26 protein-coding genes and 1 tRNA gene are annotated in these 26,632 nt (G+C 66.0%); 21 read left to right on the forward strand and 6 right to left on the reverse strand.

The annotated features are described in order from the left end of the window. Positions 1–171: 171 nt before the first annotated feature. The 5 genes from CTP10_RS05655 to CTP10_RS05675 all read left to right on the forward strand — a co-directional run bounded on the left by CTP10_RS05655 (position 172) and on the right by CTP10_RS05675 (position 5,939). The gene (locus CTP10_RS05655) at positions 172–615 is read left to right on the forward strand and encodes a CBS domain-containing protein (RefSeq protein WP_116317702.1); all 444 of its coding nucleotides are present in this window, start codon (positions 172–174) and stop codon (positions 613–615) included. Between the two features lie 182 nt (positions 616–797). Beyond that, positions 798–2,696 (forward strand): MFS transporter, encoded by a 1,899-nt coding sequence (locus tag CTP10_RS05660; protein WP_116317703.1) that lies wholly within the window; start codon positions 798–800, stop codon positions 2,694–2,696. Between the two features lie 51 nt (positions 2,697–2,747). Then, a complete protein-coding gene (locus CTP10_RS05665; RefSeq protein WP_116317704.1) occupies positions 2,748–3,470 on the forward strand; it encodes a glutathione S-transferase C-terminal domain-containing protein in 723 nt (240 codons plus the stop codon). A 74-nt stretch (positions 3,471–3,544) separates the two neighbouring features. Then, positions 3,545–4,654, forward strand: coding sequence for a chorismate synthase (gene aroC / locus CTP10_RS05670; RefSeq protein ID WP_116317705.1), 1,110 nt, complete (start codon positions 3,545–3,547; stop codon positions 4,652–4,654). Positions 4,655–4,685: 31 nt separating this feature from the next. Further along, on the forward strand, positions 4,686–5,939 hold the full coding sequence (locus CTP10_RS05675; RefSeq protein WP_116317706.1) for an MFS transporter: 1,254 nt from the start codon (positions 4,686–4,688) through the stop codon (positions 5,937–5,939). Here CTP10_RS05675 and CTP10_RS05680 read toward each other — a convergent pair. Both CTP10_RS05680 and CTP10_RS05685 read right to left on the reverse strand, forming a co-directional pair. After that, positions 5,861–6,967, reverse strand: coding sequence for an NAD(P)/FAD-dependent oxidoreductase (locus CTP10_RS05680; protein WP_116317707.1), 1,107 nt, complete (start codon positions 6,965–6,967; stop codon positions 5,861–5,863). The genes CTP10_RS05675 and CTP10_RS05680 overlap by 79 nt on opposite strands. Positions 6,968–7,023: 56 nt before the next feature. After that, positions 7,024–7,734, reverse strand: coding sequence for a FadR/GntR family transcriptional regulator (locus tag CTP10_RS05685; protein WP_116317708.1), 711 nt, complete (start codon positions 7,732–7,734; stop codon positions 7,024–7,026). Positions 7,735–7,977: 243 nt separating this feature from the next. Between CTP10_RS05685 and CTP10_RS05690 the strand changes: the two genes are divergently transcribed. Further along, positions 7,978–8,901, forward strand: a complete 924-nt coding sequence (locus tag CTP10_RS05690; protein ID WP_116317709.1) for a flagellar brake protein — start codon at positions 7,978–7,980, stop codon at positions 8,899–8,901. A gap of 108 nt (positions 8,902–9,009) precedes the next feature. Here the strand turns inward: CTP10_RS05690 and CTP10_RS05695 are convergent, their stop codons facing one another. Next, positions 9,010–10,698 (reverse strand): electron transfer flavoprotein-ubiquinone oxidoreductase, encoded by a 1,689-nt coding sequence (locus tag CTP10_RS05695; protein WP_116317710.1) that lies wholly within the window; start codon positions 10,696–10,698, stop codon positions 9,010–9,012. Positions 10,699–10,999: 301 nt separating this feature from the next. Between CTP10_RS05695 and CTP10_RS05700 the strand changes: the two genes are divergently transcribed. From CTP10_RS05700 to CTP10_RS05720, 5 genes are all read left to right on the forward strand, one after another. Continuing rightward, a complete protein-coding gene (locus CTP10_RS05700) occupies positions 11,000–11,785 on the forward strand; it encodes an SDR family oxidoreductase (RefSeq protein ID WP_116317711.1) in 786 nt (261 codons plus the stop codon). A gap of 279 nt (positions 11,786–12,064) precedes the next feature. Continuing rightward, positions 12,065–12,667 carry a TRAP transporter small permease gene (locus CTP10_RS05705; RefSeq protein ID WP_116317712.1) on the forward strand — a complete coding sequence of 201 codons (603 nt, stop codon included), beginning with the start codon at positions 12,065–12,067 and terminating at the stop codon, positions 12,665–12,667. After that, on the forward strand, positions 12,664–13,968 hold the full coding sequence (locus CTP10_RS05710; RefSeq protein WP_199414509.1) for a TRAP transporter large permease: 1,305 nt from the start codon (positions 12,664–12,666) through the stop codon (positions 13,966–13,968). Before CTP10_RS05705 ends, CTP10_RS05710 begins: the two co-directional genes overlap by 4 nt. Before the next feature lie 61 nt (positions 13,969–14,029). Continuing rightward, complete coding sequence (locus tag CTP10_RS05715) at positions 14,030–15,058, forward strand: DctP family TRAP transporter solute-binding subunit (RefSeq protein WP_116317713.1); 1,029 nt, start codon at positions 14,030–14,032, stop codon at positions 15,056–15,058. A gap of 52 nt (positions 15,059–15,110) precedes the next feature. After that, positions 15,111–15,512, forward strand: coding sequence for an acyl-CoA thioesterase (locus CTP10_RS05720; RefSeq protein ID WP_116317714.1), 402 nt, complete (start codon positions 15,111–15,113; stop codon positions 15,510–15,512). Between the two features lie 3 nt (positions 15,513–15,515). On the opposite strand, the gene CTP10_RS05725 is transcribed toward CTP10_RS05720, so the two are convergent. After that, a complete protein-coding gene (locus tag CTP10_RS05725) occupies positions 15,516–16,061 on the reverse strand; it encodes a PAS and helix-turn-helix domain-containing protein (protein WP_116317715.1) in 546 nt (181 codons plus the stop codon). 180 nt (positions 16,062–16,241) lie between these two features. Between CTP10_RS05725 and CTP10_RS05730 the strand changes: the two genes are divergently transcribed. The 3 genes from CTP10_RS05730 to CTP10_RS05740 all read left to right on the forward strand — a co-directional run bounded on the left by CTP10_RS05730 (position 16,242) and on the right by CTP10_RS05740 (position 18,181). After that, positions 16,242–16,943, forward strand: a complete 702-nt coding sequence (locus CTP10_RS05730) for a CoA transferase subunit A (protein ID WP_116317716.1) — start codon at positions 16,242–16,244, stop codon at positions 16,941–16,943. A gap of 12 nt (positions 16,944–16,955) precedes the next feature. Next, positions 16,956–17,594, forward strand: a complete 639-nt coding sequence (locus CTP10_RS05735) for a CoA transferase subunit B (protein ID WP_116317717.1) — start codon at positions 16,956–16,958, stop codon at positions 17,592–17,594. Positions 17,595–17,800: 206 nt separating this feature from the next. Beyond that, entirely contained in the window at positions 17,801–18,181 is a 381-nt protein-coding gene (locus tag CTP10_RS05740) for a putative zinc-binding protein (protein WP_116317718.1), read from the forward strand. 50 nt (positions 18,182–18,231) lie between these two features. Here the strand turns inward: CTP10_RS05740 and CTP10_RS05745 are convergent, their stop codons facing one another. Together CTP10_RS05745 and CTP10_RS05750 are read right to left on the reverse strand one after the other, a co-directional pair. Then, positions 18,232–18,720, reverse strand: a complete 489-nt coding sequence (locus CTP10_RS05745; RefSeq protein ID WP_116317719.1) for a DUF411 domain-containing protein — start codon at positions 18,718–18,720, stop codon at positions 18,232–18,234. Between the two features lie 49 nt (positions 18,721–18,769). After that, complete coding sequence (locus tag CTP10_RS05750) at positions 18,770–19,546, reverse strand: 3-hydroxybutyrate dehydrogenase (protein ID WP_116317720.1); 777 nt, start codon at positions 19,544–19,546, stop codon at positions 18,770–18,772. A gap of 221 nt (positions 19,547–19,767) precedes the next feature. On the opposite strand from CTP10_RS05750, the gene CTP10_RS05755 reads away from it, so the two are divergent. From CTP10_RS05755 to rpmI, 7 genes are all read left to right on the forward strand, one after another. After that, on the forward strand, positions 19,768–20,646 hold the full coding sequence (locus CTP10_RS05755) for an alpha/beta fold hydrolase (RefSeq protein WP_116317721.1): 879 nt from the start codon (positions 19,768–19,770) through the stop codon (positions 20,644–20,646). Positions 20,647–20,696: 50 nt separating this feature from the next. Further along, positions 20,697–21,059, forward strand: a complete 363-nt coding sequence (locus tag CTP10_RS05760) for a RidA family protein (protein ID WP_116317722.1) — start codon at positions 20,697–20,699, stop codon at positions 21,057–21,059. Positions 21,060–21,074: 15 nt separating this feature from the next. Further along, complete coding sequence (locus CTP10_RS05765; RefSeq protein ID WP_116317723.1) at positions 21,075–23,300, forward strand: RelA/SpoT family protein; 2,226 nt, start codon at positions 21,075–21,077, stop codon at positions 23,298–23,300. A 21-nt stretch (positions 23,301–23,321) separates the two neighbouring features. After that, a tRNA-Val gene (locus tag CTP10_RS05770) sits at positions 23,322–23,398 on the forward strand. Positions 23,399–23,766: 368 nt separating this feature from the next. Continuing rightward, the gene (gene thrS, locus CTP10_RS05775) at positions 23,767–25,674 is read left to right on the forward strand and encodes a threonine--tRNA ligase (RefSeq protein ID WP_116317724.1); all 1,908 of its coding nucleotides are present in this window, start codon (positions 23,767–23,769) and stop codon (positions 25,672–25,674) included. Between the two features lie 46 nt (positions 25,675–25,720). Continuing rightward, on the forward strand, positions 25,721–26,242 hold the full coding sequence (gene infC, locus CTP10_RS05780; RefSeq protein WP_081479471.1) for a translation initiation factor IF-3: 522 nt from the start codon (positions 25,721–25,723) through the stop codon (positions 26,240–26,242). Between the two features lie 168 nt (positions 26,243–26,410). Continuing rightward, entirely contained in the window at positions 26,411–26,608 is a 198-nt protein-coding gene (gene rpmI / locus CTP10_RS05785) for a 50S ribosomal protein L35 (protein WP_006575466.1), read from the forward strand. Positions 26,609–26,632: the final 24 nt, after the last annotated feature.

The raw sequence follows: 26,632 nt of genomic DNA on the forward strand, positions 1-26,632 counted from the left end.
TCACCCGCAAACCGGCCTCCTGCTTTACTTTGCCGGCTGGTTTGGGCTAGGATCGGTCGCACGGGCATCTCTGCCCGCACATCCCTAAACAGATAACGAAGTGGCCGGCATCGCCCCGCGATGCTTTCAGCGCAGTTCGGCACAGCTCAGTACAAGGCAGCGGAGACCAACATGAAAGTCAGCGACATCCTGCAGATCAAGGGCAATACGCTCTACACCGTGACGCCTGACACCTCCTTGCTGATCGCCGCCAACACCATGGCCGAGCGCGATATCGGCTCGCTGGTGGTCATGGAATACGGCGACCTGGTCGGCATGCTGACTTTCCGCGAGATCATCGAGACCCTGGCCCGCAACGGCGGCACCCTCGGCACCAGCAGCATCCGCAAGGTGATGGACGATGCGCCACTGACCTGCACGATGGAAACCGACGTCAACGAGGTGCGCCGGATGATGCTTGAGCGTCACACCCGCTACCTGCCGGTGCTCGACAATCGCACGCTGATGGGCGTGATTTCATTCTACGACGTCGCCAAGGCGGTGGTCGAGGACCAGAGCTTCGAGAACAAGATGCTCAAGGCCTATATCCGCGACTGGCCGGAAGAGCGGCCCTGAACGCCCGGCCTGCGCCCGCCCCGGCGGCGGGGCAGCCCATCCTGTAGCTTCCTTCGGAAAATTGTTGCGACTGGCGCCGCGCGGCCGCGTGGTGGTGGCATGATGGCGGCCGGTTTCCGGCTCCGGCAAACTTGCCGGCGTTTCCATTTCCGCGGCGGCCCCAGCAGGCCGACCGGTCATCCATGAGCCAACACAGCCAGTTCCGACTGCTCGGCGCGCGCCGCTTCGCCCCCTTTTTCTGGACCCAGTTCCTGGGGGCGATGAACGACAACGTCTTCAAGGTCGCCTTCACCTCGCTGGTGACCTACCACACGGCGCTGTTCGAGGGCGTGGACGCGCGCAGCGCCGCCTTCCTGATCTCGGCCATCTTTATCGCGCCGTTCGTGCTGTTCTCAGCCACCAGCGGGCAGGTCGCCGACAAGATGGAGAAGTCGCGCCTGATCCGGCTGGTGAAGTCGCTGGAAATCGCCATCATGGTGCTTGGCCTGGCCGGCTTTGCCTGGCACAGCGCGCCGCTGCTCTACGCCGGCACCTTCCTGATGGGGCTGCATTCGACGCTGTTCGGGCCGGTCAAGTTTGCCTACCTGCCGCAGCACCTGGATGAAAGCGAGCTGGTCGGCGGCAACGGGCTGGTCGAGATGGGCACCTTTGTCGCGATCCTGATCGGCACGCTGATCGGCGGCGAGCTGGCAGGATTGCAGCAGGGCGGCACGGTGGTGGGGCCGCTGTATGTCGGCGCCGTGTGCGTGGCGATCGCCGTGGCGGGGCGAGTCGTGTCGGGCCGGATCCCGGTGTCGCCAGCGCCCCAGCCGGAACTGCGCATCAACTGGAATCCTTTTTCCGAGACCTGGCGCAACCTGGTGCTGGCGCACGGCAATCGCACGGTATTCCAGAGCCTGCTCGGGATTTCGTGGCTGTGGTTCCTGGGCGCGACCTTCCTGACCTCCTTCTTCAGCTATGCCAAGGACGTGCTGGGCGGCGACCAGAATGTGGTCACGCTGCTGCTGGCGGTGTTCTCGCTGGGCATCGGCACCGGCTCGCTGCTGTGCGAGCGGCTGTCCGGGCGCCATGTGGAAGTCGGGCTGGTGCCGTTCGGCTCGATCGGCATGACGGTGTTCGCCATCGACCTGTACTTTGCCAGCCAGGGGCAGCCACCGGGCGCGCTCACCGGCATCGGCGGCTTCCTGGCCGAGGCGCGCCACTGGCGCGTGCTGGCCGACCTGTTCCTGCTGGCGATGTTCGGCGGCTTCTACAGCGTGCCGCTGTACGCGCTGATCCAGAGCCGCAGCGCGCCCACGCACCGCGCGCGCATCATCGCCGCCAACAACATCCTGAACAGCTTCTTCATGATCGCGGCGTCGCTGTTGGGCGTGGCGATGGCGCTGGCCGGCTACAGCATCCCGCAGCTGTATCTGGTGGTGGGGCTGCTCAATGCGGTGGTGGCGGTCTATATCTACTCGCTGGTGCCGGAATTCCTGCTGCGTTTTATCGCCTGGATCCTGGTCCACACCCTGTACCGGCTGCGCCGCGTGAACGCCGAGCGCATTCCCGCCGACGGCCCGGCGGTGCTGGTCTGCAACCATGTCAGCTTTGCCGATGCGGTGGTGCTGATGGCATGCAGCCCGCGCCCGGTGCGCTTCGTGATGGACTACCGCATCTTCAGCGTGCCGCTGCTGTCGTGGTTCTTCCGCCAGGCCCGCGCAATCCCGATCGCGCCCGCGCACGAACACCCGGACATGCTCAAGCGCGCGTATGACAGCGTGGCGCAGGCACTGGAGGAGGGCGACCTGGTCTGTATCTTCCCGGAGGGCAAGATCACCGCCACCGGCGAGATCAACCCGTTCCGCCAGGGCGTGCAGCAGATCATCCGCCGCACGCCGGTGCCGGTGGTGCCGATGGCGCTGCGCGGGCTGTGGGGCAGCTTCTTCTCCCGCAAGGACGCACCGGCGATGTCGCGGCCGTTCCGCCGCGGCATCCTGAACCGGCTGGAACTGGTGGTGGGCGAGCCGGTGCCGCCTGAGGCGGCCACGCCTGAGGGGCTCCAGCAGATGGTGCAGGCCCTGCGCGGCGACTGGCGCTGAATGCATGTTCTGCATGCTCTGCATGTTCTCCTACGCGGACCCCGACCCACCATGATCACGCTCTATACCTTCGGCCCGGCCTTCGGGCTGCCTGACGCCAGCCCCTTCGTCACCAAGGCAGAGATGCTGCTCAAGCTCGCCGGCCTGCCATATCAGGCGCGCCCCGGCAGCCTGCGGCGAGCGCCCAAGGGCAAGCTGCCGTACCTCGACGACATGGGCCGGGTCGTGGCGGATTCGACCATGATCCGCTGGCATATCGAGAAGACCTACCACATCGACTTCGACGCCGGCCTGAGCCCGGCCGAGCGCGGCATCGCCTGGGCCGCCGAGAAGCTGATGGAAGACCACCTGTACTGGGCGGTGGCGCGGGTGCGCTGGCTCGACCAGGCCAATTTCGATAAAGGGCCGGCGCAGTTCTTCCGCGGCGTGCCGGCGCCGGTGCGCGGCCTGGCCGAGCGGCTGGTGCGCTACAAGGTCAAGAAGACGCTGTGGGGGCAGGGGCTGGGCCGGCACAGCGAGGAAGAACTGGTGGCACTGGCCAGCAAGGGCGTGACCTCGATCGCCGACATCCTGGGCGACAAGCGCTACCTGATGGGCGACAAGCCATGCGGCGCCGACGCCACGCTGTTTGCCTTCGCCGGCAGCCTGCTGTGCCCCACGTTCGACACGCCGATCCGCACCGCGGCGGAAGGGCACGCCAACCTGGTGGCCTATATGGAACGGATGCGGGCGGAGTTCTACCCCGAATTCGCACCGGAAACCGCGGCGGCCTGAGCCGGCCGGGCCGCCAGCGGCCGGGCATTGGCCTTACAATGGAGGCCGTCCCCAATTCCTGTGCGGTTTCCATCATGTCCGGCAACACCCTTGGCCTGCTCTTCACTGTCACCACCTTCGGCGAATCGCACGGCCCCGCCATCGGCGCGGTGGTGGATGGCTGCCCGCCGGGCATGGCGCTGAGCGAGGCCGATATCCAGGGCGACCTGGACCGCCGCAAGCCCGGCACCTCGCGCCACGTCACCCAGCGCAAGGAACCCGACCAGGTCGAAATCCTGTCCGGCGTGTTCGAGGGCAAGACCACCGGCACCCCGATCTGCCTGCTGATCCGCAACACCGACCAGCGCAGCAAGGACTACGGCAATATCGTCGAGACCTTCCGCCCGGGACACGCGGACTACACCTACTGGCAGAAGTACGGCATCCGCGACTATCGCGGCGGCGGCCGGTCGTCAGCTCGCCTGACCGCGCCGGTGGTGGCCGCGGCAGCGGTGGCCAAGAAGTGGCTGCGCGAGCAGTACGGCACTGAGATCCGGGGCTACATGTCGCAGCTGGGCGAGATCGCGGTGCCGTTCGCCGACTGGTCGCATGTGCCCGAGAATCCGTTCTTCGCGCCCAACGCCGACATCATCCCCGAGCTGGAAACCTATATGGACGCGCTGCGCCGCGACGGCGATTCGGTCGGCGCGCGCATCGAGGTGGTGGCCAGCAACGTGCCGGTCGGGCTGGGCGAGCCGCTGTTCGACCGCCTCGACGCCGATATCGCGCACGCGATGATGGGCATCAACGCAGTCAAGGGCGTGGAGATCGGCGCCGGCTTCGACAGCGTGTCGCAGCGGGGCAGCGTGCATGGCGACGAGCTGACCGCTGACGGCTTCCGCACCAACAATTCCGGCGGCGTGCTGGGCGGCATTTCCACCGGCCAGGATGTCACCGTGTCGCTGGCGATCAAGCCGACGTCCTCGATCCGCACGCCGCGCGAGTCGATCGACAAGGCCGGCAATGCCGCCACGGTCGAAACCTTCGGCCGCCACGACCCGTGCGTCGGCATCCGCGCCACGCCGATCGCCGAGGCCATGCTGGCGCTGGTGCTGATGGACCACGCGCTGCGCCACCGCGCGCAATGCGGCGACGTCAAGACCGACACGCCGCACATTCCGGCGCAGGTCGGCCAGACGCGCTGAGTTGAGCACGCTCCCTGGGGCTGGCGGTGCCATGGGTACCGCTCGCCCGGATTACGCCCGCTTCGGGCTTTTCTATCTTGGCTACTACGGCTATGTCGGCGTCATCTCGCCGTACGTGAGCCTGTATTTCGCCGATCGCGGTTTCAATCCGGTGCAGATCGGCGTGCTGATGGCCAGCTTCCAGGTCAGCCGCATCGTCGGGCCCTACCTGTGGGGCTGGCTGTCCGACGTAATGCACACACGCGTGCGCATCCTGCGCGTGAGCGCGTTCACCTCGCTGCTGGCGTTCCTGATGCTGCCCGGCGTGGGCAGCTACGGCGGCATGATGGCGATGATGCTGACGCTGAGCCTGCTCACCAGCGCGATGTCGCCGCTGGGCGATGCCCTCACCATCTCCACGCTGCGCCGCTACGGCGCCTTTGACCATAGCTATGGCCGCATCCGCATGTTCGGCTCGGTCGGCTTTATTGGCGCGGTGCTGGCCGGTGGGGCACTGTTCGAGATGGTCGGCATGCGCGCCTTCCCGTGGGTGGCCAGCGGCTTGCTGGCGATCCTGGCAGGCGTGGTGCTGAGCATGCGCGATGCCGTCGACGACGGGCCGCGCGTGCCCGCGCCGCGCGCGCTGCCCTTGCTGCGCCGGCCGGACGTGGCATGGTTCCTGGCATCGGCCTTCCTGATGATGTTCGCGCACGCCGCGCTCTACGTGTTCTATTCGCTGTGGCTGGAGAAGCTTGGCTACAGCAAGTTCGCCATCGGCGTGATGTGGACCATCGGCGTGGTCGCCGAAATCGTTTTCTTCTATTACCAGGGCCTGTTGTTCGCGCGCTTCGCGCTGCGCACGATCCTGGCCGGCACTTTCGTGCTGGCTGCGGTCCGCTTTGGCCTGACCGGCTACTTCGCGCAGCTTGCCTGGCTGATGGCGCTGGTGCAGGTATTGCACGCGGCCACTTTCGCCGCGCACCACAGCGCCAGCCTGAAGCGGCTGCAGGCATGGTTTGCCGGGCCGCTGCAGGGACGCGGGCAGGCGCTGTACACGGGGATTTCCTACGGCGTCGGCGGCACGCTCGGGGGGCTCGCCATGGGCTGGACCTGGAATGCGCTGGCGCCCGAACACACCTTCGGGCTGGCCGCCCTGGCCGCGGCGGCCGGCGCCTTCTGCGCGGCGATGAGCTTCCGCGCGGAGGGTGCGGCAGGCGGCGATGCGCTTCAGGCCAGCGCGGCGCAGACGCGCTCGCCAATTGCCAGCGACGAGGTCAGCCCCGGCGACTCGATGCCGAACAGGTGAACCAGCCCCGGCACGCCATGCACGGCGGGGCCATCGATGCGGAAGTCGGCCGCCACCTCGTGCGGGCCGCTGATCTTGGGGCGGATGCCGGCATAGCCCGGCTGCAGCGCGCCGTCGGCCAGTCCCGGCCAGTAGCGGCGCACCTCGTCATAGAAGCCGTCAGCATCGGCCGGGTCGACGCTGTACTCGATGTCGTCGATCCAGCGCACATTGGGGCCGAAACGTGCCTGGCCGCCGAGGTCCAGCGTCAGGTGCACGCCCAGTCCTGCGGCCTCGGGCACCGGGTAGATCAGCCGTGAGAACGGCGCGCGCCCGGCCAGCGTGAAATAGCAGCCCTTGGCGTAGTGCTGCGGCGGGATATGGGCCTCGGGCATGCCATCGAGGCGGCGCGCCAGTTCCGGCGCTGTCAGGCCGGCCGAGTTCACCACCGTGCGCGCCAGCAGCGTGGTCGCGCCGCCATCCTCGCTGCCCACTTCCAGGCGGATCCCGTCCGCGGTGATCGCGCCGCCCAGCACCGGCGACTGCACCGCCAGCATCGCACCCGCGTTCTCGGCATCGCCCAGCAGTGCGGTCATCAGGCCGTGGCTGTCGACGATGCCGGTGGAGGGCGACAGCAGCGCGGCATGGCATTGCAGCTGCGGCTCCAGCGCCTGCGCTTCGTCGCGCGAGAGCAGCCGCAGGTCGTCGACGCCGTTGGCCGCGGCCTTGGCGCGGATGCCGTCCAGCGTGGCCACCTGCGCCGCGCTGGTGGCGACGATCAGCTTGCCGCAGCGCTGGTGCGCGACGTGGTGCGTGGCGCAGTAGTCGTACAGCATGGCCTTGCCACGTACGCACAACTCCGCCTTCAGTGAACCGGCGGGGTAGTAGATGCCGGCGTGGATGACCTCGCTGTTGCGCGCGCTGGTGATGGTGCCGAAGGCGTTCTCGGCTTCCAGGATGATCACCTCGCGGCCCTGCAGCGCGAGGGCGCGCGCGGCTGCCAGTCCTACGACACCCGCGCCGATGACGACGCAATCCACCTTTTCCATGCTCGATTCCTTGTTGCTGAGGTTTGTTGCCAGTGCTGACTGCTGTGTGGCGGAATTCAGCCCGCCAGGCCCAGCCGGGAGGCCGCGGCGGCCAGGTGCCGTTGCGCAGCCTCGCGCGCTGCCGGGGCATTGCCGGCGGCGATGGCGTCGGCCAGCGCCGTGTGTTCGGTGTCGGCGGCGCGCGGGCTGCCGGTGGCTGCGCCGAGCCGCGCGGTGTTCTCCCACGCGCGCTGTCGTGCCGCCAGCATCTGCTGGCTGACGAAGTCGGTCAGGCCGGTAAAGCAGGGGTTGTGCGCGGCTTCGGCGATGGCGTGGTGGAAGGCCATGTCGGCGGCAGCCGCGTTGGCCATGTCGCCACGGCCGTCGGCCTGCGCCTGCATGGCCGCGAGTGCGGCGCGGATCGCATCGACATCGGTTGCGGTACGGCGCTCGGCCGCCATCTCGGCGCAGGCGGTTTCGACCACGCGGCGCAGCTCGAACAGCTGCGCCAGCGTGGGTCCGCCGTCCGGTGCGCTCGCCACGCGCCAGGCCTGGCCGCCCGGGGTTTCCGAAACAAAGGCACCGGAACCCTTGCGCGTGACCAGCACGCCGTCGGCCTTGAGCTGGGCGATGGCTTCCCGCACGATCGGCCGGCTTACGCCGAAGGTGTCGGCCAGGCTCGCTTCGGCGGGCAGGCGTCCGCCCGCGGCGTAGCGGCCGGCGAGGATGTCGTCGTGCAAGGACTGGGCGATGCGGCTGGCCAGGGAGGCCGGGCGGTGCAGGGTCATGGGTAGATATGTCAGGCTGTCAGACAGCTTTGTGCGATTGTGCTGGCGAAGTTGTTGCGCGTCAAGCTTGCCGCAGATTGCCGGTGCTAAACATGGCGGCCTCGACCCGCAGTATTCGCTAAATTTCTTTGGCCAACGGCCGATAGATCCCGGATACAGGTGGGGGATACTGCCCGGCAGCTCCGCCGTGGGTTTGCCATGCCCCGCGCGCGGCGACAAACGCGGGGCCCTTTGCAAACAACCATGATCCAGCTTACTCCCAACGATCTCCCGGTCGGACACCCGCTGCCCTGGGCGCTGCTAGACGGCGACGGCAACCTGGTGCTCGGCAGCGGCAGCGTCATCCCCGATGCGCGCGACCTGGCGCTGGTGTTCCGCCACGGCGTGGTCTGCCGCGCCGGTAATAGCGGCAATAGCGATGACACCGACGATAGCGGCAATAGCGGCGATGCCGAGGCCGCCACCCGCACCGCGCCCGGGCCACTAGGCCTGCAGGTCGGTACGCTGCTTCACGTCAAGCACGAAGGCGAGTCCGCGCGCGCCGCCGCCAGCCGCCTGATCGGCTTTATCGAGCAGGGGCTGTTCGTGACCTGGCCGCAACTGGGCGGGCGCGACCTGCCGCTGCAGGCGGGCGACACCGTGTTGCTGCGGGGCTTCTCCGGGCAGGCGATCCATAGCTTTACCTCGACCATCACCGCGGTCTGCCGAAGCCCGTTCCGTTACCTGGTGCTGTCGGCGCCGACCAACCTGCATGCGACCCCGGTACGCAAGGCGGCGCGCGTGCCAACGCGTCTGGCGGCATACCTGACCGAGCCCCCGGAAGACGACGATGACGATCATGGCGTGGCCGTCGCGGTGCGGACGGGTACGGCCCGGCTGGCGCTGCTGTCCGACCTCAGCACCGGCGGAGCGCTGGTGCAGACCACCGCGCCGTCGCCCGCGCCGGGCAGCCGCGTGCGGCTGCGCTTCCAGCTGCGGGCCGCGTCGTTCGACAGCGAAGTCATCGTCGACGGCTGGATCCGGGCGGCGCCGGGACCAGCCAGCCAGGACGATGCCGAATTCCCGGCCTTCGGTGTGGCCTTCGATTTGCTGGCAGAGCGCGAGATGACGCTGCTGCAGTGCTACATCTACGAACAGCTGCTGTCCACGACGCGCCTGCCACTGTAGCCGGCGACCGGCGGCCTCGGTACCTGCGTTCAGCAGCGCGCCAACAAAAAAAACGGCACCGGGAGACCGGTGCCGTTCCATGCGCCAGGCGCTTGCGCGCCCGGGGGCTTACATGCCGACGTAGTTCGGACCGCCACCGCCTTCCGGCGTGACCCACACGATGTTCTGCGTCGGATCCTTGATGTCGCAGGTCTTGCAGTGCACGCAGTTCTGCGCATTGATCTGCAGCCGTTCCTTGCCCGAGGTTTCGTCCTGCACGAACTCGTACACACCCGCCGGGCAGTAGCGCGACTCGGGGCCGGCGTACTTGTCCCAGTTGATGTTGACCGGCACGCTGGCGTCCTTCAGCGTCAGGTGCGCCGGCTGGTTTTCCTCATGGTTGGTGTTGCTGATGAACACCGAGCTGAGGCGGTCGAAGGTCAGCTTGCCGTCCGGCTTCGGGTAGACGATCTTCTCGCACTCGGCCGCCGGCTTCAGGTACACATGGTCCGGCTTGACGCGATGGATGGTCCAGGGCGGGTTGCGGATGCCCAGCTTGGGCAGCAGCCACTGCTCGATGCCGGTCATCAGCGTCGCGGTGGTGCGGCCCTTCTTGAACCACTGCTTGAAGTTCTTGGCCTGCAGCAGTTCCTTGTACAGCCAGCTCTGCTCGAACGCGGCGGGGTAGGCGGTCAGCTCGTCGTGCTGGCGGCCGCCCTGCAGTGCGTCGTACGCGGCCTCGGCGGCCAGCATGCCGGTCTTGATCGCGGCGTGGCTGCCCTTGATGCGCGAGGCGTTCAGGTAGCCGGCATCGCAGCCGACCAGCGCGCCACCCGGGAACACGGTCTTGGGCAGCGACAGCAGGCCGCCGGCGGTGATAGCGCGCGCGCCGTAGCTCAGGCGCTTGCCGCCTTCAAAGTACTGGCGGATTTCCGGGTGCGTCTTGAAGCGCTGGAATTCCTCGAACGGCGACAGCCACGGGTTGGTGTAATCCAGGCCGACCACAAAGCCGACCGCGACCTTGTTGTCTTCCATGTGGTACAGGAACGAGCCGCCATAGGTGGCCGGATCCAGCGGCCAGCCGGCGGTGTGCACCACCAGGCCGGGCTTGTGCTTGGCCGGGTCGATCTCCCACAGTTCCTTCAGGCCGATGCCGTAGCTCTGCGGATCCTTGCCGGCATCCAGGCCAAACTTGGCGATCAGCTGCCTGCCCAGATGGCCGCGCGCGCCTTCGGCGAAGATGGTGTACTTGGCATGCAGTTCCATGCCGAGCTGGAAGTTGTCGGTGGGCTCGCCTTCCTTGCCGATGCCCATGTTGCCGGTGGCCACGCCCTTGACCGAGCCGTCTTCGTTGTACAGCACTTCGGCCGCGGGGAAGCCCGGGAAGATCTCCACGCCCAGCGCCTCGGCCTGCTGGCCCAGCCAGCGCACGAAGTTCGACAGGCTGATGATGTAGTTGCCGTGGTTATGGAAGCACTCGGGCAGCAGCGCGGGCGGGGTGCCCTTGGAGCCGGATTCGTTCAGGAACAGGAACTTGTCCTCGGTGACCGGCTGGTTCAGCGGTGCGCCCAGCTCCTGCCAGTTCGGGAACAGCTCGTTGAGGGCGCGCGGATCCATGATGGCGCCCGACAGGATATGCGCGCCGGGTTCGGAACCCTTTTCAAGCACGCATACGTTGACGTCGCTGCCCTTCTCCTGCGCGAGTTGCTTCAGGCGGATGGCCGTGGCCAGGCCGGCGGGGCCGCCGCCGACGACGACCACGTCGTATTCCATGGCTTCACGCGGGCCGAACTGCTCCAGGAGCTGTTGCTGATCCATTGTCTCTAACCCTCTATTTCTTTGCTGCTAGCTTTGCAATTGTGGGAAGTGCGGTGATCGTTCTGCTCGAACCTGCGCCGGCGGGCACGGGGAGGAATTTTGACGGCTGTTTGCGGCCGATAGCCGGCCGGATCGCTCGTTTTCCCTCTTTCCCTTTGCGGGCCAAGTTCTTAGAATCTCCGGCATTGTCCGGGACTCGCCACCCACAGGCAAGGATTTTTTTGGAACGGTCGTTCTTTTTTATGATATGCCGCCTTCCGCACCCGAAGAGGCTGGAGGGGCGCCCGCACAAGAGGTCATCATGGGTTTGTCGATCAATCTGGAAGGCAAGGTAGCGCTGGTCACCGGCGCGTCAAGCGGGCTTGGCTCGCGTTTCGCCACGGTCCTGGCGGCCGCTGGCGCCAAGGTGGTACTGGCCTCTCGCCGTACCGAGCGCCTCAAGGAACTGCGTGCGGCAATCGAGGCGGAGGGCGGCAGCGCCCACGTGGTGCGGCTCGACGTGACCGACCCGGACAGCATCCGCTCGGCGGTGGCGCATGCGGAGACCGAGGCCGGCTCGATCGACATCCTGGTTAACAATTCGGGCGTGTCGACCACGCAGAAGCTGACCGACGTCACCCCTGACGATTTCGATTTTGTCTTCGACACCAATACCCGCGGCGCCTTCTTCGTCGCGCAGGAAGTGGCCAAGCGCATGATCGCGCGGGCCAAGGGCGCCGAGAAGAACGGCAGCCCGCTGCCGCAGGCGCGCATCGTCAATGTCGCGTCGGTGGCTGGCCTGAAGGTGCTGTCGCAGATCGGCATCTATTGCATGAGCAAGGCGTCGGTGGTGCACATGACCAAGGCCATGGCGCTGGAATGGGCGCGCCATGGCATCAACACCAACGCGATCTGTCCCGGCTATATCGATACCGAGATCAACCACCACCACTGGGACTCGGACGCCGGCCAGAAGCTGATCCAGATGCTGCCGCGCAAGCGCCTGGGCAAGCCCGACGATCTCGACGGCTTGCTGTTGCTGCTGGCGTCCGACCAGTCGCAATTCATCAACGGTGCCGTGATCACCGCCGACGACGGCATGGTCTGACTCCGGCCGCCGGCGCCGCGCCGCCCGCTTTCTACCCGCTACCTGCCCGCGCGCCACAAGCGTGCGGCGGGGCATCCCAGCTGTCCACCCCAGGGCTTATCCGGTCCCCTTGGGCGGGCTTTTCGAGCGCGGCTTCCAGTTCCCCATCAAAGAAAGTTGATGCGCGTCGTGCCAGTCTTGGCATAATCCGCCATGTCTTTAGACTAAGTCTTTACATACAAGCAAAAAATGCCGCAGTGGCCGCCTGGCCCAAGCGGCCCTGGACCGGAGGCCGGGGAGATGGAGCAACAAGAAGAGGCACGGCGCAATGCCGTGCCGCAACACGTCGTCGATTCCGCGGTGATCCCGCGGGCGGCAGACGAAGCGCAGGACACTGAATTCCGGGTTTCACCCCGCCTCGAGGACTGGATTGGCGTGATCGTGATGCTGCTGCTGGTAGGCATCACCTTCGCCAACGTGGTAGTCCGCTATTTCACTGACGAGTCGTTTGCCTGGACCGAGGAATTCTCGGTCTTCCTGATGATCGTGCTGGCACTGGTCGCGGGCAGCGCCGCGGTGGCGCGCAATCGCAATATCCGCATCGAATTCTTCTTTGAGCGCGGCAGCGCGGCGCGCCAGCGCCGGCTGGCGATCCTGTCGGCGCTGGCGGTGGCCGTGATGTTCATCGCGCTGGCAGTATTGGGTGCGCGCATCACCTGGGATGAGTACACCTTTGGCGAAACCTCGCCGGGCATCGGCGTGCCGAGCTGGTGGTACTCGATCTGGCTGCCGGTGCTGTCGGCCGGCATTGCGCTGCGCGCGCTGGGCCTGGCGTTGCGCAACGTGCGTGCGCTCAAGGCGCTGCATGAAGAGAACCGGATGGCGAAGGAGCGTTTGCAATGACGCTGGTTGCCATCATCCTGTTTGTGGTCTTTATCGGCCTGATGCTGCTGGGCGTGCCCATCGGCGTGTCGCTGGGGCTGGGCGGCCTGATCGCGATCGGCCTGTCCAACCTGGATACCCAGATGTTCGGCCTGCTGGCCGTGCCGCAGAACTTCTACGCCGGGCTGGCCAAGTACCCGCTGCTGGCGATCCCGATGTTCGTGCTGGTGGGGTCGATCTTCGACCGTTCCGGCGTGGCGCAGCGGCTGGTGACCTTTGCCATCGCCGTCGTCGGGCGCGGACCGGGCATGCTGCCGCTGGTGGCGATCCTGGTGGCGATGTTCCTCGGCGGCATTTCCGGCTCGGGTCCGGCCAACGCGGCCGCGGTCGGCGGCGTGATGATCGCGGCGATGTCGCGGGCGGGGTATCCCGGTTCGTACAGCGCCGCGGTGGTCGGCGCGGCGGCCGCGACCGACATCCTGATCCCGCCGTCGGTGGCCTTCATCATCTACAGCGTGCTGGTACCCGGCGCGTCGGTGCCGGCACTGTTCGCCGCGGGCATGATTCCGGGCGTGCTGGCCGGCGTGGCGCTGATCGTGCCGGCGGTGTGGCTGGCTCGCAAGCACAACATGGGTGCCGCCGAGGCTGCGCTGCCGCGTCCGCCGTTCTGGAAGAGCCTGCGCGAAGCGGCGTGGGGCCTGGTGGCGCCGTTCCTGATCCTGGGTGGCATGCGCGCCGGCTGGTTCACGCCGACCGAAGCCGCCGTGGTGGCGGTGGTGTACGGCCTCTTCGTCGGCATGGTGGTGTACCGCAGCATCGGCATGCGCGACCTGTTCACGATCTTCCAGGAAGCGGCCGAGACCTCGGCGGTGATCCTGCTGGTGGTCGCGCTGGCCGGCATCTTCGCCTATGCGCTGTCTACGCTGGGCGTGATCGATCCGCTGGCGCACGCCATCGCCAATTCCGGCCTGGGCGAGTACGGCGTGCTGGCGCTGATCGTGCTGCTGCTGATGACGGTAGGCATGTTCCTGGACGGCATCTCGATCTTCCTGATCTTCGTGCCGCTGCTGCTGCCGATCGCCAATGCCTTCCACTGGAACCCGGTGTGGTTCGGCGTGGTGCTGACGCTGAAGGTGGCGCTGGGCCAGTTCACGCCGCCGCTGGCCGTGAACCTGATGGTGTCGTGCCGGATCGCCCGCGTGCGCATGGAAGAGACCGTGCCCTGGGTGATCTGGATGCTGCTGGCGATGTTCGTTGCCATGCTGATGGTGCTGGCCTATCCGCCGCTGGCGACCTGGCTGCCGGAATACCTCGGCTATTGATCGCTGTTGACTTCACTTTGCATTCACAAACAAGAATTGACGATTCCCGAGAGGAGATAAGATGAAACGTCGTGCCCTGATGCTCGCAACGGCCGCCGCCATTGCCGCTTCCGCCTTCGCCCCCCCCGGCGCGATGGCGCAGACCTACAAGTCCGAGTACAAGATGTCGCTGGTGCTCGGCCCGGCCTTCCCGTGGGGCAAGGGTGGCGAGATCTGGGCCGACCTGGTCAAGCAGCGCACCAATGGCCGCATCAATATCAAGCTGTACCCGGGCACCTCGCTGGTGGCCGGCGACCAGACCCGCGAGTTCTCGGCGATCCGCCAGGGCGTGATCGACATGGCGGTCGGCTCGACCATCAACTGGTCGCCGCAGGTCAAGGAACTGAACCTGTTCTCGCTGCCGTTCCTGATGCCGGACTACAAGGCGCTGGACGCACTGACGCAGGGCGAAGTCGGCAAGTCGATCTTCACCACGCTGGAAAAGGCCGGCGTGGTGCCGCTGGCCTGGGGCGAGAACGGCTTCCGCGAGGTGTCGAACTCCAAGCGGGAGATCCGCAAGCCGGAAGACCTCAAGGGCATGAAGCTGCGCGTGGTGGGCTCGCCGCTGTACATCGAGACCTTCAACGCGCTGGGCGCCAACCCGACGCAGATGAGCTGGGCCGACGCGCAGCCGGCGATGGCCTCGGGCGCCGTGGACGGCCAGGAGAACCCGCAGTCGGTGTTCGCCGCCGCCAAGCTGTACACGGTGGGCCAGAAGTTCGTCACCGCCTGGGGCTACGTGGCTGACCCGCTGATCTTCGTGGTCAACAAGCAGATCTGGGAAAGCTGGACCCCGGCTGACCGCGAGATCGTCAAGCAGGCCGCCATCGACGCCGGCAAGCAGGAAATCGTGCTCGCCCGCAAGGGCCTGGCCGAGGCCGGCGCGCCCGCCTGGAAGGAAATGGAAGGCCACGGCGTCAAGGTCACGCACCTGACGCCGGCCGAGCATGACGCCTTCCGCAAGGCGACCGCCAAGGTCTACGACAAGTGGAAGAAGCAGATCGGCGCCGACCTGGTGACCAAGGCTGAAGGCGCGATCGCCAAGCGCTAAGTCACGAAGCAGGCCCGCCAGTGTTGGCGGGCCTGTTGCATTGGAGGCTGTGATGAAACACGTCTATACGGTGGTCATGCCGATCCGCTGGGGCGACATGGATGCGATGGGCCATGTCAACAACACCGTCTATTTCCAGTACCTGGAGCAGGCGCGCATAGAGTGGTTCGCGTCGCTGGGGCGCGGCGGCAAGGATCCGCAAGGGCAGGGCCCGGTCATCATCAATGCGCATATGACCTTCCTGAAGCAGTTGCGCTATCCGGGGGATATCGAGTGTCGGGTCTATGCCGGGCAGCTGGGGCGTACCAGTTTCGAGACGCGCATGGAGATCCGGCGTACCGATCTGCCCGACGTGGTCTGGGCAGAGGGCGGGGCCAAGGTGGTGTGGTGCGATTATTCGGTGGAGAAGTCGGTGCCGGTGCCCCCGGAAATCCGCGCGATCATCGAGGGTTGAGCTTCAGTGGTTGACCAGCCGCTGGACCAGGTCGACCGACGTGCTCGCCCCATACTTCTTCATCAACCGCGCGCGGTAGATATCCACCGTGCGAGGGCTGATTGCCAGCAGCTTGCCGATCTGCTTGCTGGTCTTCCCCTCCACCAGCTGCGCCGCGATGTCGCGCTCGCGCGCGGTCAGCTCGGCCGTGACCTGCCGCTTCTGCGACAGGTCCTCAAAGGTCCAGATCCCCGCGCCCAGCGGCTGCGAACGATCGAGCGCGCGCCCGGTGACATGGCACCAGAACAGCTCGCCGCCGGCGCGCTTCATGATGCGCTCGTCCGAGTACATGCCGTGCTTGTTCATGATCGGCACGATGCGCGCGCCGGTGCGCTCGAATTCGTCCGGGGTGGGGTAGAGCACCTGGAACGACTGGCCCAGCAGCGCCTCGCGCGTCGTGCCGAAAATGCGGCAGACTTCTTCGTTGCAGTCTTCGATCACGCGCTCGCGTGACAGCACCAGGCCCACGGGGGCGAGCTGGAAAGCGGTCTGGTAGTCGATGGCGGGCATCTACTTATGTATTTTTACGTAATGGCGTAGCCGGCGGGGCTTGCGTATCCTGTCGGTCGGACGAGAGACGGTGGTAATCGCCGATTGTACCGTTACAATTTCCCTGCGTCGCCCGCCGCACAAGCCGGCGGGGGAAGCACGACAGCGGAACCCCGAGGAACTACCGAGGAAGGAGCGAACATGAACAAGGTCCACGCCAGCGCCGCAGAAGCGCTTGCAGGCGTCGTCCGCGACGGCCAGACGATCGCCGTTGGCGGTTTCGGGCTGTGCGGCATCCCCGAGGCGCTGATCGTCGCGCTGCGCGACAGCGGCGCCAAGCAGCTTACCTGCATCTCCAACAATGCCGGCGTCGACGGCTTCGGGCTGGGCCTGCTGCTGGCCACCCGCCAGATCAAGAAGATGATCTCGTCCTACGTGGGCGAGAACAAGGAATTCGAGCGCCAGTACCTGGCCGGTGAACTCGAGCTGGAATTCACCCCGCAAGGCACGCTGGCCGAGAAGCTGCGCGCCGGCGGCTCCGGCATCCCGGCGTTCTTCACCAAGACCGGTGTCGGCACCATCGTCGCCGAAGGCAAGGAAATCCGCGAATTCGACGGCGAGCAATACGTGATGGAGCGTTCGCTGACCGCCGACGTCGCGCTGGTCAAGGCCTGGAAGGCCGACAAGGCCGGCAACCTGGTGTTCCGCCGCACCGCGCGCAACTTCAACCCGATGTGCGCGATGGCAGGCAAGGTCACCGTGGCCGAGGTCGAGCAGATCGTCGAGACCGGCGAACTGGATCCGGACGAGATCCACCTGGCAGGCATCTTCGTGCAGCGCCTGGTGCTGAACACCAATCCCGAGAAACGCATCGAGCAGCGCACCGTGCGCGCGGCCAGCTAAGGAGACACCATCATGGCATGGACACGTGACGAAATGGCCTCGCGCGCCGCGGCCGAGCTGCAGGACGGTTTCTACGTCAACCTGGGCATCGGCCTGCCGACGCTGGTTGCCAACTGGGTGCCCGAGGGCATGGAAGTGTGGCTGCAGTCCGAGAACGGCCTGCTCGGTATCGGCCCGTTCCCGACCGAAGACCAGGTCGACGCCGACATGATCAACGCCGGCAAGCAGACCGTGACGACGCTGCCGGGCTCGTCGATCTTCTCGTCGGCCGACTCGTTCGGGATGATCCGCGGCGGCCACATCAACCTGGCCATCCTGGGCGCGATGCAGGTCAGCGAGAAGGGCGACCTGGCCAACTGGATGATCCCGGGCAAGATGGTCAAGGGCATGGGCGGCGCGATGGACCTGGTCGCAGGCGTCGGCCGCGTGGTGGTGCTGATGGAACACACCGCCAAGAAGAAGGACGGCACCGAGGACATCAAGATCCTGAAGCAGTGCAACCTGCCGCTGACCGGCGTGGGCGTGGTCAATCGCATCATCACCGACCTGGGCGTGATCGACGTGACCCCGGAAGGCCTGAAGCTGGTCGAGACCGCCCCGGGCATCAGCCGCGAGGAAATCCAGGCGAAGACTGGCGCGCCGCTGCTGTAAGCAAGCCTTCGGCGATTGCCTGACGGGCCCTGTGGCGCACTGCGCCCCAGGGCTTTTTTCATTTGGTGCGCGGGGTAACCGACGACGCCAATCGGCTGTCCGGGCTAGCTCTATCGGCGAATGGCCCGCCCGCGCACAAGTCACTATGCTGGCCGCTTCCCAGCAGGCGTGTTCCTGCCAACACAAGTCTTTACGGAAGGTGCGCGATGCCGGCTTCCCCCACCCGATCCCTGCCACTGGTGTACGCCTGCTCCGGCTGCTCCAGCGTGGCGCAACTGGCCAATGCCTGCGCGGTGCGGCTGGACCGCAGCGGCCGCGCCGAAATGTCGTGCATCAGCGGCGTGGGCGGCGGCGTGCCGGTGCTGACGCGCGTGGCGCAATCGGGCCGGCCGATCCTGGCGCTGGACGGTTGCCCGCTGGCGTGCGTGCAGGCTTGCCTGGCAAACGTGGGCGTGGTGCCGGACCAGCATTTGGTGCTGAACCGGCTGGGTGCGGTCAAGCGCCAGCACGGCGAATGCACCGAGGGCGAGACCGAGTCGGTATGGCGGGAAGTTGAAGCGGCCTTGGAAAGCCTTGCGGGTGTGTAGGGCAGGCCGGACGCGCGGCGGCGCATCCGGCGGGGCGGCTGGGCGGCGCCTTAGGCCGCCGGCTTGTTGTAGCGTGCGAACACCGAGGCCGCGCCGTCGGCCTTGACCAGCAGCACGTCGAAGGGATCCTTGCGCGAGCCCTGTTCCATGCCGGGCGAGCCGACCGGCATGCCCGGCACCGCCAGCCCGACCGCCTTGGGTTTGGCGGCCAGCAGCTTGCGGATATCGGCCGCCGGCACGTGCCCCTCGATCGCATAGCCGCCGATATAGCCGGTATGGCAGGAGCCGAAGCGCTCCGGCATGCCGAAGCGCTTGCGGTATTCGCCGGTATCCTCGACGTCATGCACCGTCACGGTGAAGCCGTTTGCGCGCAGGTGCTTGACCCATTCCTCGCAGCAGCCGCACAGCGGGCTCTTGTAGACCTCGATGGCCAGGGGCTTGGCTTGCGCAAACGCATCGGCCGCGGGCCCGAGCACGCCCACGGCGAGCGTGCCGAGCGCCAGCGCGCCCAGGGTGCCAAGTAAACGTCGTCGTTGCATCCGTTGCTCCTTGTCTTGCCGCCGGACTGTGCCGCCGGACTGTGCCGTCTTACTGCGCGACCCAGCCGCCATCCATGTTCCAGATTGCACCGCGCACCTGCCGGGCCGCGTCGGACGACAGGAACACGGCCAGCGCGCCCAGTTCGTCGGGCGTCACGAATTCCCCCGAGGGCTGCTTCTCCAGCACCAGCTCGCGCTTGGCCTGTTCGACCGGGATGCCTTCCTTCTGCGCGCGTGCTTCCACCTGCTTCTGCACCAGCGGCGTCAGGACCCAGCCCGGGCAGATCGCGTTGGCGGTCACGCCGGTCTGCGCGGTTTCCAGCGCAATTACCTTGGTCAGGCCGACGATGCCGTGCTTGGCTGCCACGTAGGCCGATTTCTGCGCCGACGCCACCAGCCCGTGCGCCGAGGCCACGTTGATGATGCGGCCCCAGTTCTTCTGGCGCATGCCGGGCAGCACGAGGCGGGTGGTGTGGAAAGCGGAGGTCAGGTTGATGGCGATGATGGCGTCCCAGCGCTCCGTGGGAAAGTCCTCGATCGGCGCCACATGCTGGATGCCGGCGTTGTTGACCAGGATGTTGGCGCCGCCGAAGTCGGCCTGCGCATAGCGCATCATGTCCTCGATCTCTGCCGACTTGCTCATGTCCGCGCCGTGGTAGCCGACCTTGATGCCCTGGCCGGCCTGCGCGATCTCGTTCTTTGCGGCGTCCGCGTCACCAAAGCCATTGACGATGATGTTGGCGCCCTGGGCCGCCAGCGCCTTTGCGATGCCGAGCCCGATACCACTGGTCGAGCCAGTCACCAGAGCGGTCTTGCCTTTGAGCATGTAAGCCTCCGTCGAGAGAGAGATTCCACAGGAAGGAAAGGGCGGCCCGGGTGGCCGGGACCGCCTGGTCTGGGACAACCACGCACCAGCATGTGGCGCGTGCGGTGGCGCAGACAGTGTGCTGTGGCATTGTACCCGGTGCGGCGTACAATCCAGTTTTGCTCAACTACCGGCAGCGCCGCTTTTTTTCGCGGTCCCGGCCGGGTCCGTCAGGAGTTCAGATGTCTGCCAGTCCGCGCCTCGGTTTTGTCCAGTGCATCAGTCCGGCGGGCCTGCACCGCATGGCCTATCACGAATGGGGGGATCCCGCGAATCCTCGCGTGCTGGTGTGCGCGCACGGGCTGACGCGCACCGGCAGGGATTTCGATGCCGTCGCCAGCGCGCTGTGCGGCGACTATCGCGTGATCTGCCCCGACGTGGTCGGGCGCGGCCGCTCGGAATGGCTGGCCAACCCGGACGGCTACATCGTGCCGCAGTACGTGTCCGACATGGTCACGCTGATCGCCCGGCTCAACGTCGAGCAGGTGGACTGGTTCGGCACGTCGATGGGCGGGCTGATCGGCATGGGGCTGGCAGGGCTGCCCAAGTCGCCGGTGCGCAAGCTGCTGCTGAATGACGTCGGCCCCAGGATCGCGCTGTCGGCGGTGGAGCGGATCGGTGCCTACCTGGGCCTGCCGGTACGCTTCAAGACCTTCGAGGAAGGCCTGGCCTACCTGCAGACCATCAGCGCGTCGTTCGGGCGCCACACGCCTGACCAGTGGCGCGAGCTTAACGCCGCCATCTTGAAACCGGTGCAGGGTGGCGAGGGGCTGGAATGGGGCTTGCATTACGACCCGCAACTGGCCGTGCCTTTCCGCAAGTCCACGCCCGAAGCGGTGGCAGCGGGCGAAGCCGCGCTGTGGCGCAGCTTCGAGGCCATCGAAGCCTCGGTGCTGGTGGTGCGCGGTGCGCAGTCCGATTTGCTGCTGCGCGAGACCGTGGCCGAGATGGTGGCGCGCGGCAAGCATGTCAGCTCGGTGGAAGTCCCTGAAGTGGGGCATGCACCAACCTTTGTCGATCCGGCGCAGATCGCGATCGCCCGGCAGTTCTTTGTCGGGTGAGTTTGCGCGCATCGCGCGGCGGACCTGTTTTTATCGATCAACGCATTGTCATGAGTAACCTTGAACTGAAGCGCGCCCACGTGGGCAAGCGGTTGTCCGAATACGCGGTCTATAACGGCGTGGTCTACCTGGCCGGCCAGGTTCCGGAAGTCGATCCCAAGGCCGATCTCCGCGGCCAGACGAGCGAAGTGCTCGGCCATATCGATCGCCTGCTGGCCGAGGCCGGCAGCGACAAGACCCGCATCCTGTCGTGCCAGATCTTCCTGACCGACATCACGCAGATCGGCGTCATGAACGAGGTCTGGGACGCCTGGGTCCCGCAGGGCAATACGCCCCCGCGCGCCACCGTCGAAGCCCGCCTGGGCAATCCCGATTACCTGATCGAAGTGGTGGTGACCGCTGCGCTCAACTGATGCAGGCGTTGTGACATGGTGACGTCGACCGACCTGGCTGGCCGGGTCGCAGGCATTCCGGATACCGAGCTGGTTGAGCGCGCACTGGCGTACGTGCGCGAGCATGGAGCCGGCGTGGCGCTGCCCACCGGCGAGACCGTGCAGTCGCACGCTGAGGGGATGCTGCGCATCCTCGATGGGCTGCGCGTGGACGATGCCGCGCGCGCCGCCGCATGCCTGTTCGGGCTGGCGGCATTCGTGCCCGGGACCGAGGCCGAGATCGAGCCGCGCTTCGGCGAAGAAGTGGCGCGGCTGGTCAACGGTGTGCGGCAGCTGCTGCGCATCGGCGCCATCGCCGGCAATCGCCCTGATGTGGAAGCGGCCGCGCCGTCAAAGAACGAGGCGCAGGCGCGCCACGAACAGGTCGAGGCACTGCGCAAGATGCTGCTCGCGTTCGCGCAGGACATCCGCGTGGTGCTGGTGCGGCTGGCGTCGCGGCTGCAGACGCTGCGCTGGCTTGCGGAGACCAAGCACACGCCGACCCCGGGCGTGGCGCGCGAAACGCTCGACATCTACGCGCCGCTGGCCAACCGCCTGGGTATCTGGCAGATGAAGTGGGAGCTGGAAGACCTGGCGTTCCGCTTCGAGCAGCCCGACACCTACAAGCGCATCGCCAGGCTGCTGGACGAAAAGCGCATCGAGCGCGAAGGCTATATTGCCGGCGCCATCGCGCGGCTGCAGTCCGAGCTGACGGCCGCCGGCATCCGTGCCGAGGTGTCCGGCCGGCCCAAGCACATCTACAGCATCTGGAAGAAGATGCGCGGCAAGGAGCTTGATTTTGCCGACCTGTACGATGTGCGCGCCTTCCGCGTGATCGTCGAAGATATCAAGGACTGCTATACGGTGCTGGGTATCGTCCACCATATCTGGCAGCCGATCCCGCGCGAGTTCGATGACTACATCTCGCGGCCCAAGGCCAACGGCTACAAGTCGCTGCACACGGTGGTGATCGGCGATGACGGTCGCGCTTTCGAGGTGCAGATCCGCACGTACGAGATGCACCACTTCGCCGAATACGGCGTGGCGGCGCACTGGCGCTACAAGGAAGCTGGCAGCAAGGGCTACGGTGGGCAGTTCTCCGCCAGCGAACGCTACGACGAGAAAATCGCCTGGCTGCGCCAGCTGCTGGCATGGAAGGACGATGCCGATCACAGCGTGGCGCACGACGAGTGGGAGCAGCTCAAGCACGCCGCGATCGACGACCACATCTACGTGCTGACGCCGCAGGCCCGCGTGGTAGCGTTGCCGCACGGCGCGACGCCGCTGGACTTCGCCTATTACCTCCACAGCGACCTCGGCCACCGTTGCCGCGGCGCGCGCGTGGACGGCACCATGGTGCCGCTGAATACCACGCTGAAGAACGGCCAGACCGTCGAGATCATCGCGGTCAAGCAGGGCGGGCCCTCGCGCGACTGGCTCAATGCCGAGCTTGGCTACCTGGCCAGCAGCCGTGCGCGCGCCAAGGTGCGCGCGTGGTTCAACGCGCTCGATTCGCAGGAGACCATCGCACAGGGCCGCGCCCTGATCGACAAGACCCTGCAGCGCGAGGGTAAGACCGCGGTCAAGCTGGAAGACCTGGCCGCGCGGCTGAACTTCAAGACGCCCGACGACCTGTTCGCGGCGGTGGCCAAGGATGAGTTCAGCCTGCGCCATGTCGAGCACGCGCTGCGCCACCCCGAAGGCGAAACCCAGGCGCCGCTCAGCGAGGAAGACGCCGTCACCAAGAAGAGCCGTGCCACCAGCGTGGCGCGCGGCGCCAAGAGCGGCGTGCTGGTGGTGGGCGTGGATTCGTTGATGACGCAGATGTCGCGCTGCTGCAAGCCGGCGCCACCGGACGATATCGTCGGCTTTGTCACGCGCGGACGCGGGGTGTCGATCCACCGGCGCAACTGCCATACCTTCCAGCAGTTGTCGGCGCGCGCGCCCGAGCGGGTGATCCAGACCGAGTGGGGGCAGAAGAGCCACGCGGCGGTGTATCCGGTTGATATCCACGTCGAGGCAATCGACCGGCAGGGGTTGCTGCGCGATATCTCTGAAGTGCTGTCGCGCGAGAAGATTAACGTCACCGGCGTGAAGACTTTGTCGAGCAAGGGCGTGGCACGCATGCAGTTCACCGCCGAGGTGTCCGAGGCGACGCAACTGCAGCGCGCGCTGTCGCTGATCGAAGAGGTGCAGGGGGTATTGCAGGCAAAAAGAAAGTGATGCTATACTTGCGTCTTCGCTAGGCTCGTAGCTCAGCTGGTTAGAGCACCACCTTGACATGGTGGGGGTCGTTGGTTCGAGTCCAATCGAGCCTACCAACGAATTGCAGTAACAACGAAGTGCAGCAAATCCGATTCAACCTGACATGGAACGGAAAGGCATCATGTTCATGACACCGCGAACTACTACCGCTGGCAAGCGACAGTAGTCGAGGTGCGCCTTCCGACCCGGTTGAAGCGGGTTTGACAAAGAGAAACGCGGCCTTGGCCGCGTTTTTTTTCGTCTGTCGCCTGCCAGCAGCCTGATAAGCTGCCGCTCGCGCGCGTTGGCGTGCATGCGCAGTGTGCAGCAATAAACAATCGAACAATCGCCGGGCCGTGCAGCCGCGGACCGGTGCCCGCAAGATGCAGTTTGATCCGCCTGGCCGAGGCGCTACGCGCCGCCGGCGGAATCCTGGAGAGTCCAAATGATCGCAATCACGCTGCCGGATGGGTCCCGCCGCGAGTTTCCGGGCCCGGTGACGGTTGCCGAAGTGGCGCAGAGCATCGGCTCGGGCCTGGCCAAGGCCGCGCTGGCCGGCAAGGTCGACGGCAAGCTGGTCGACACGAGCTACAAGATCGAAGACGACGCCCAGCTGGCCATCGTCACGGACAAGGACGCCGACGGCGTCGATGTGATCCGTCACTCCACGGCGCACTTGCTGGCCTATGCCGTCAAGGAACTGTATCCGGAAGCGCAGGTGACGATCGGGCCGGTGATCGAGAACGGCTTCTACTACGACTTCGCCTACAAGCGCCCCTTCACGCCCGAAGACCTCGCCGCCATCGAAAAGAAGATGACGGAACTCTCCCGCAAGGACGAGAAGGTCGTGCGCGAAGTGTGGAACCGCGACGAAGCCGTGGCGCTGTTCGAGTCGATGGGCGAGAAGTACAAGGCCGAGATCATCGCCTCGATCCCGGCCGACCAGGAAATCGGGCTGTACCGCGAAGGCAAGTTCGTCGACCTGTGCCGCGGCCCGCACGTGCCGTCGACGGGCAAGCTCAAGGTCTTCAAGCTGATGAAGGTGGCCGGCGCCTACTGGCGCGGCGACGCCAACAACGAGATGCTCCAGCGCATCTACGGCACGGCCTGGGCCAGGAAGGAAGACCAGGAAGCCTACCTGCACATGCTGGAAGAGGCCGAGAAGCGCGACCACCGCAAGCTGGGCAAGACGCTCGACCTGTTCCACCTGCAGGAAGAGGCGCCCGGCATGGTGTTCTGGCATCCGAAGGGCTGGCAGGTGTGGCAGGCCGTCGAGCAGTACATGCGCGGCCGCCTGGGCAACGCCGGCTACGACGAGGTGCGCACGCCACAGGTGATGGACCGTTCGCTCTGGGAAAAGTCCGGCCACTGGCAGAACTACAAAGAGAACATGTTCGTCACGGAGTCGGAGAAGCGCGACTACGCGATCAAGCCGATGAACTGCCCGGGCCACGTGCAGATCTTCAACCACGGCCTGCGCTCTTACCGCGACCTGCCGCTGCGCCTGGCCGAGTTCGGCGCCTGCCACCGCAATGAGCCTTCGGGCGCGCTGCACGGCCTGATGCGCGTGCGCGGCTTTGTGCAGGACGATGCCCACATCTTCTGCACGGAAGAGCAGATCGTGGCCGAAGCCAAGGCCTTCAACGAGCTGGCGTTCTCGGTCTACGACGACTTCGGCTTCAAGAACGTTTCGGTGAAGCTGTCGCTGCGCCCCGAACAGCGCGCCGGCTCGGACGAGGTCTGGGACCACGCCGAGGAAGGCCTGCGCCTGGCGCTGCGCGCGTGCGGCGTGGAGTGGGAAGAGCTGCCGGGCGAGGGTGCGTTCTATGGCCCGAAGGTGGAATACCACATCAAGGACGCGATCGGCCGTTCGTGGCAATGCGGCACGCTGCAGCTTGACCTGGTGCTGCCGGAGCGCCTGGGGGCCGAATACGTCTCCGAGGACAACTCGCGCAAGCGCCCGGTCATGCTTCACCGCGCCATCCTGGGCTCTTTCGAGCGCTTCCTGGGCATCCTGCTGGAAAACCACGCCGGCGCGCTGCCCGCCTGGCTGGCCCCGGATCAGGTCGTGGTCATGAATATTGCGGATTCGCAGGCAGAATACGCCGAAAACGTCGTGCAATTGCTGCAAAAACAAGGGTTTAGGGCCAAGGCCGATTTGCGCAACGAGAAAATTACGTATAAAATCCGCGAGCATTCCCTTCAGAAGGTTCCTTACCTGCTAGTGGTAGGCGACAAGGAGCGGGATGCCAGTCAAGTGGCCGTGCGTGCCCGTGGCAACGTGGATCTGGGTGTGATGCCCGTCTCCGCGTTTGTTGAGCGTCTGCAACACGACGTCGCCAGCAAAGCCTGATGGGTGGTGAGCACGGCTTGTTTTTTTCTTCTTGAGGTAACGCAACATCGCTACGGACAAAGGTCATCGCATCAACCGGGAAATCAGCGCGCCTGAGCTGCGCCTGGTAGGGGTTGATAACGAGCAGCTCGGCATCGTCAAGTTCATGGACGCTCTGCGGCTGGCTGAGGACAAGGACTTGGACCTGGTGGAGATCGCCCCGAATGCGACTCCTCCCGTCGCCCGGATCATGGATTACGGGAAGTTCAAGTACGAGGAAGCCAAGCGCGCCCACGAGGCCAAGCTGAAGCAGAAAATCATCCAGGTCAAGGAAGTCAAGTTCCGGCCGGGTACGGATGATGGCGACTACAACGTCAAGCTGCGCAACCTGAAGCGCTTCCTGGAAGATGGCGACAAGACCAAGATCACGCTGCGGTTCCGTGGTCGCGAGATGGCGCACCAGGAAATCGGCGCGCGCATGCTCGAACGCCTGAAGGCGGACCTGGAAGAAATCGGCCAGGTCGAGCAGATGCCGAAGATGGAAGGGCGCCAGATGGTGATGGTGCTCGCTCCCAAGAAGAAGAAGTAATTCTTGCACGGTGCAGAGGCCGGGATGCCAGTGCATCCCGGCGTTGCTTCGTGCGGAAGTCGCGCGTGCCCTGCAAGGGGCGTCGTGCAACAACAAGTGGATGCGGGTCTTGCAAGCGTCGGCGTGAGCCGTCCACCTGCATGCATGTCATATGAGCTGGAGTTTTTCATGCCGAAGATGAAGACGAAGAAAAGCGCTTCCAAGCGCTTTACTGCCCGTCCGAACGGTTCGTTCAAGCGTGGCCAGGCCTTCAAGCGTCACATCCTGACCAAGAAGACCACCAAGAACAAGCGTCAACTGCGCGGCACTCAGGACGTCCATGAGACGAACCTGAAGTCGGTGCGCGCGATGATGCCTTACGCATAACCCCTGACGATAACGAAAGGAGAA

Source organism: Cupriavidus sp. P-10 (assembly GCF_003402535.2).
Taxonomy (GTDB): Bacteria; Pseudomonadota; Gammaproteobacteria; order Burkholderiales; family Burkholderiaceae; genus Cupriavidus.

Bases quoted from the DNA above. Each gene is read 5' to 3' on its own strand.
- CTP10_RS05675 (WP_116317706.1), top strand. From the start codon at position 4,686: ATGGGTACCGCTCGCCCGGATTACGCCCGCTTCGGGCTTTTCTATCTT.
- CTP10_RS05665 (WP_116317704.1), top strand. From the start codon at position 2,748: ATGATCACGCTCTATACCTTCGGCCCGGCCTTCGGGCTGCCTGACGCC.
- CTP10_RS05710 (WP_199414509.1), top strand. From the start codon at position 12,664: ATGACGCTGGTTGCCATCATCCTGTTTGTGGTCTTTATCGGCCTGATG.
- CTP10_RS05740 (WP_116317718.1), top strand. From the start codon at position 17,801: ATGCCGGCTTCCCCCACCCGATCCCTGCCACTGGTGTACGCCTGCTCC.
- CTP10_RS05680 (WP_116317707.1), bottom strand. From the start codon at position 6,967: ATGGAAAAGGTGGATTGCGTCGTCATCGGCGCGGGTGTCGTAGGACTG.
- CTP10_RS05755 (WP_116317721.1), top strand. From the start codon at position 19,768: ATGTCTGCCAGTCCGCGCCTCGGTTTTGTCCAGTGCATCAGTCCGGCG.
- CTP10_RS05690 (WP_116317709.1), top strand. From the start codon at position 7,978: ATGATCCAGCTTACTCCCAACGATCTCCCGGTCGGACACCCGCTGCCC.
- CTP10_RS05685 (WP_116317708.1), bottom strand. From the start codon at position 7,734: ATGACCCTGCACCGCCCGGCCTCCCTGGCCAGCCGCATCGCCCAGTCC.
- CTP10_RS05735 (WP_116317717.1), top strand. From the start codon at position 16,956: ATGGCATGGACACGTGACGAAATGGCCTCGCGCGCCGCGGCCGAGCTG.
- CTP10_RS05745 (WP_116317719.1), bottom strand. From the start codon at position 18,720: ATGCAACGACGACGTTTACTTGGCACCCTGGGCGCGCTGGCGCTCGGC.
- CTP10_RS05750 (WP_116317720.1), bottom strand. From the start codon at position 19,546: ATGCTCAAAGGCAAGACCGCTCTGGTGACTGGCTCGACCAGTGGTATC.
- CTP10_RS05700 (WP_116317711.1), top strand. From the start codon at position 11,000: ATGGGTTTGTCGATCAATCTGGAAGGCAAGGTAGCGCTGGTCACCGGC.
- CTP10_RS05725 (WP_116317715.1), bottom strand. From the start codon at position 16,061: ATGCCCGCCATCGACTACCAGACCGCTTTCCAGCTCGCCCCCGTGGGC.
- CTP10_RS05760 (WP_116317722.1), top strand. From the start codon at position 20,697: ATGAGTAACCTTGAACTGAAGCGCGCCCACGTGGGCAAGCGGTTGTCC.
- thrS (WP_116317724.1), top strand. From the start codon at position 23,767: ATGATCGCAATCACGCTGCCGGATGGGTCCCGCCGCGAGTTTCCGGGC.
- CTP10_RS05660 (WP_116317703.1), top strand. From the start codon at position 798: ATGAGCCAACACAGCCAGTTCCGACTGCTCGGCGCGCGCCGCTTCGCC.
- CTP10_RS05705 (WP_116317712.1), top strand. From the start codon at position 12,065: ATGGAGCAACAAGAAGAGGCACGGCGCAATGCCGTGCCGCAACACGTC.
- CTP10_RS05720 (WP_116317714.1), top strand. From the start codon at position 15,111: ATGAAACACGTCTATACGGTGGTCATGCCGATCCGCTGGGGCGACATG.
- rpmI (WP_006575466.1), top strand. From the start codon at position 26,411: ATGCCGAAGATGAAGACGAAGAAAAGCGCTTCCAAGCGCTTTACTGCC.
- CTP10_RS05715 (WP_116317713.1), top strand. From the start codon at position 14,030: ATGAAACGTCGTGCCCTGATGCTCGCAACGGCCGCCGCCATTGCCGCT.
- CTP10_RS05695 (WP_116317710.1), bottom strand. From the start codon at position 10,698: ATGGATCAGCAACAGCTCCTGGAGCAGTTCGGCCCGCGTGAAGCCATG.
- CTP10_RS05730 (WP_116317716.1), top strand. From the start codon at position 16,242: ATGAACAAGGTCCACGCCAGCGCCGCAGAAGCGCTTGCAGGCGTCGTC.
- aroC (WP_116317705.1), top strand. From the start codon at position 3,545: ATGTCCGGCAACACCCTTGGCCTGCTCTTCACTGTCACCACCTTCGGC.
- CTP10_RS05765 (WP_116317723.1), top strand. From the start codon at position 21,075: ATGGTGACGTCGACCGACCTGGCTGGCCGGGTCGCAGGCATTCCGGAT.
- CTP10_RS05655 (WP_116317702.1), top strand. From the start codon at position 172: ATGAAAGTCAGCGACATCCTGCAGATCAAGGGCAATACGCTCTACACC.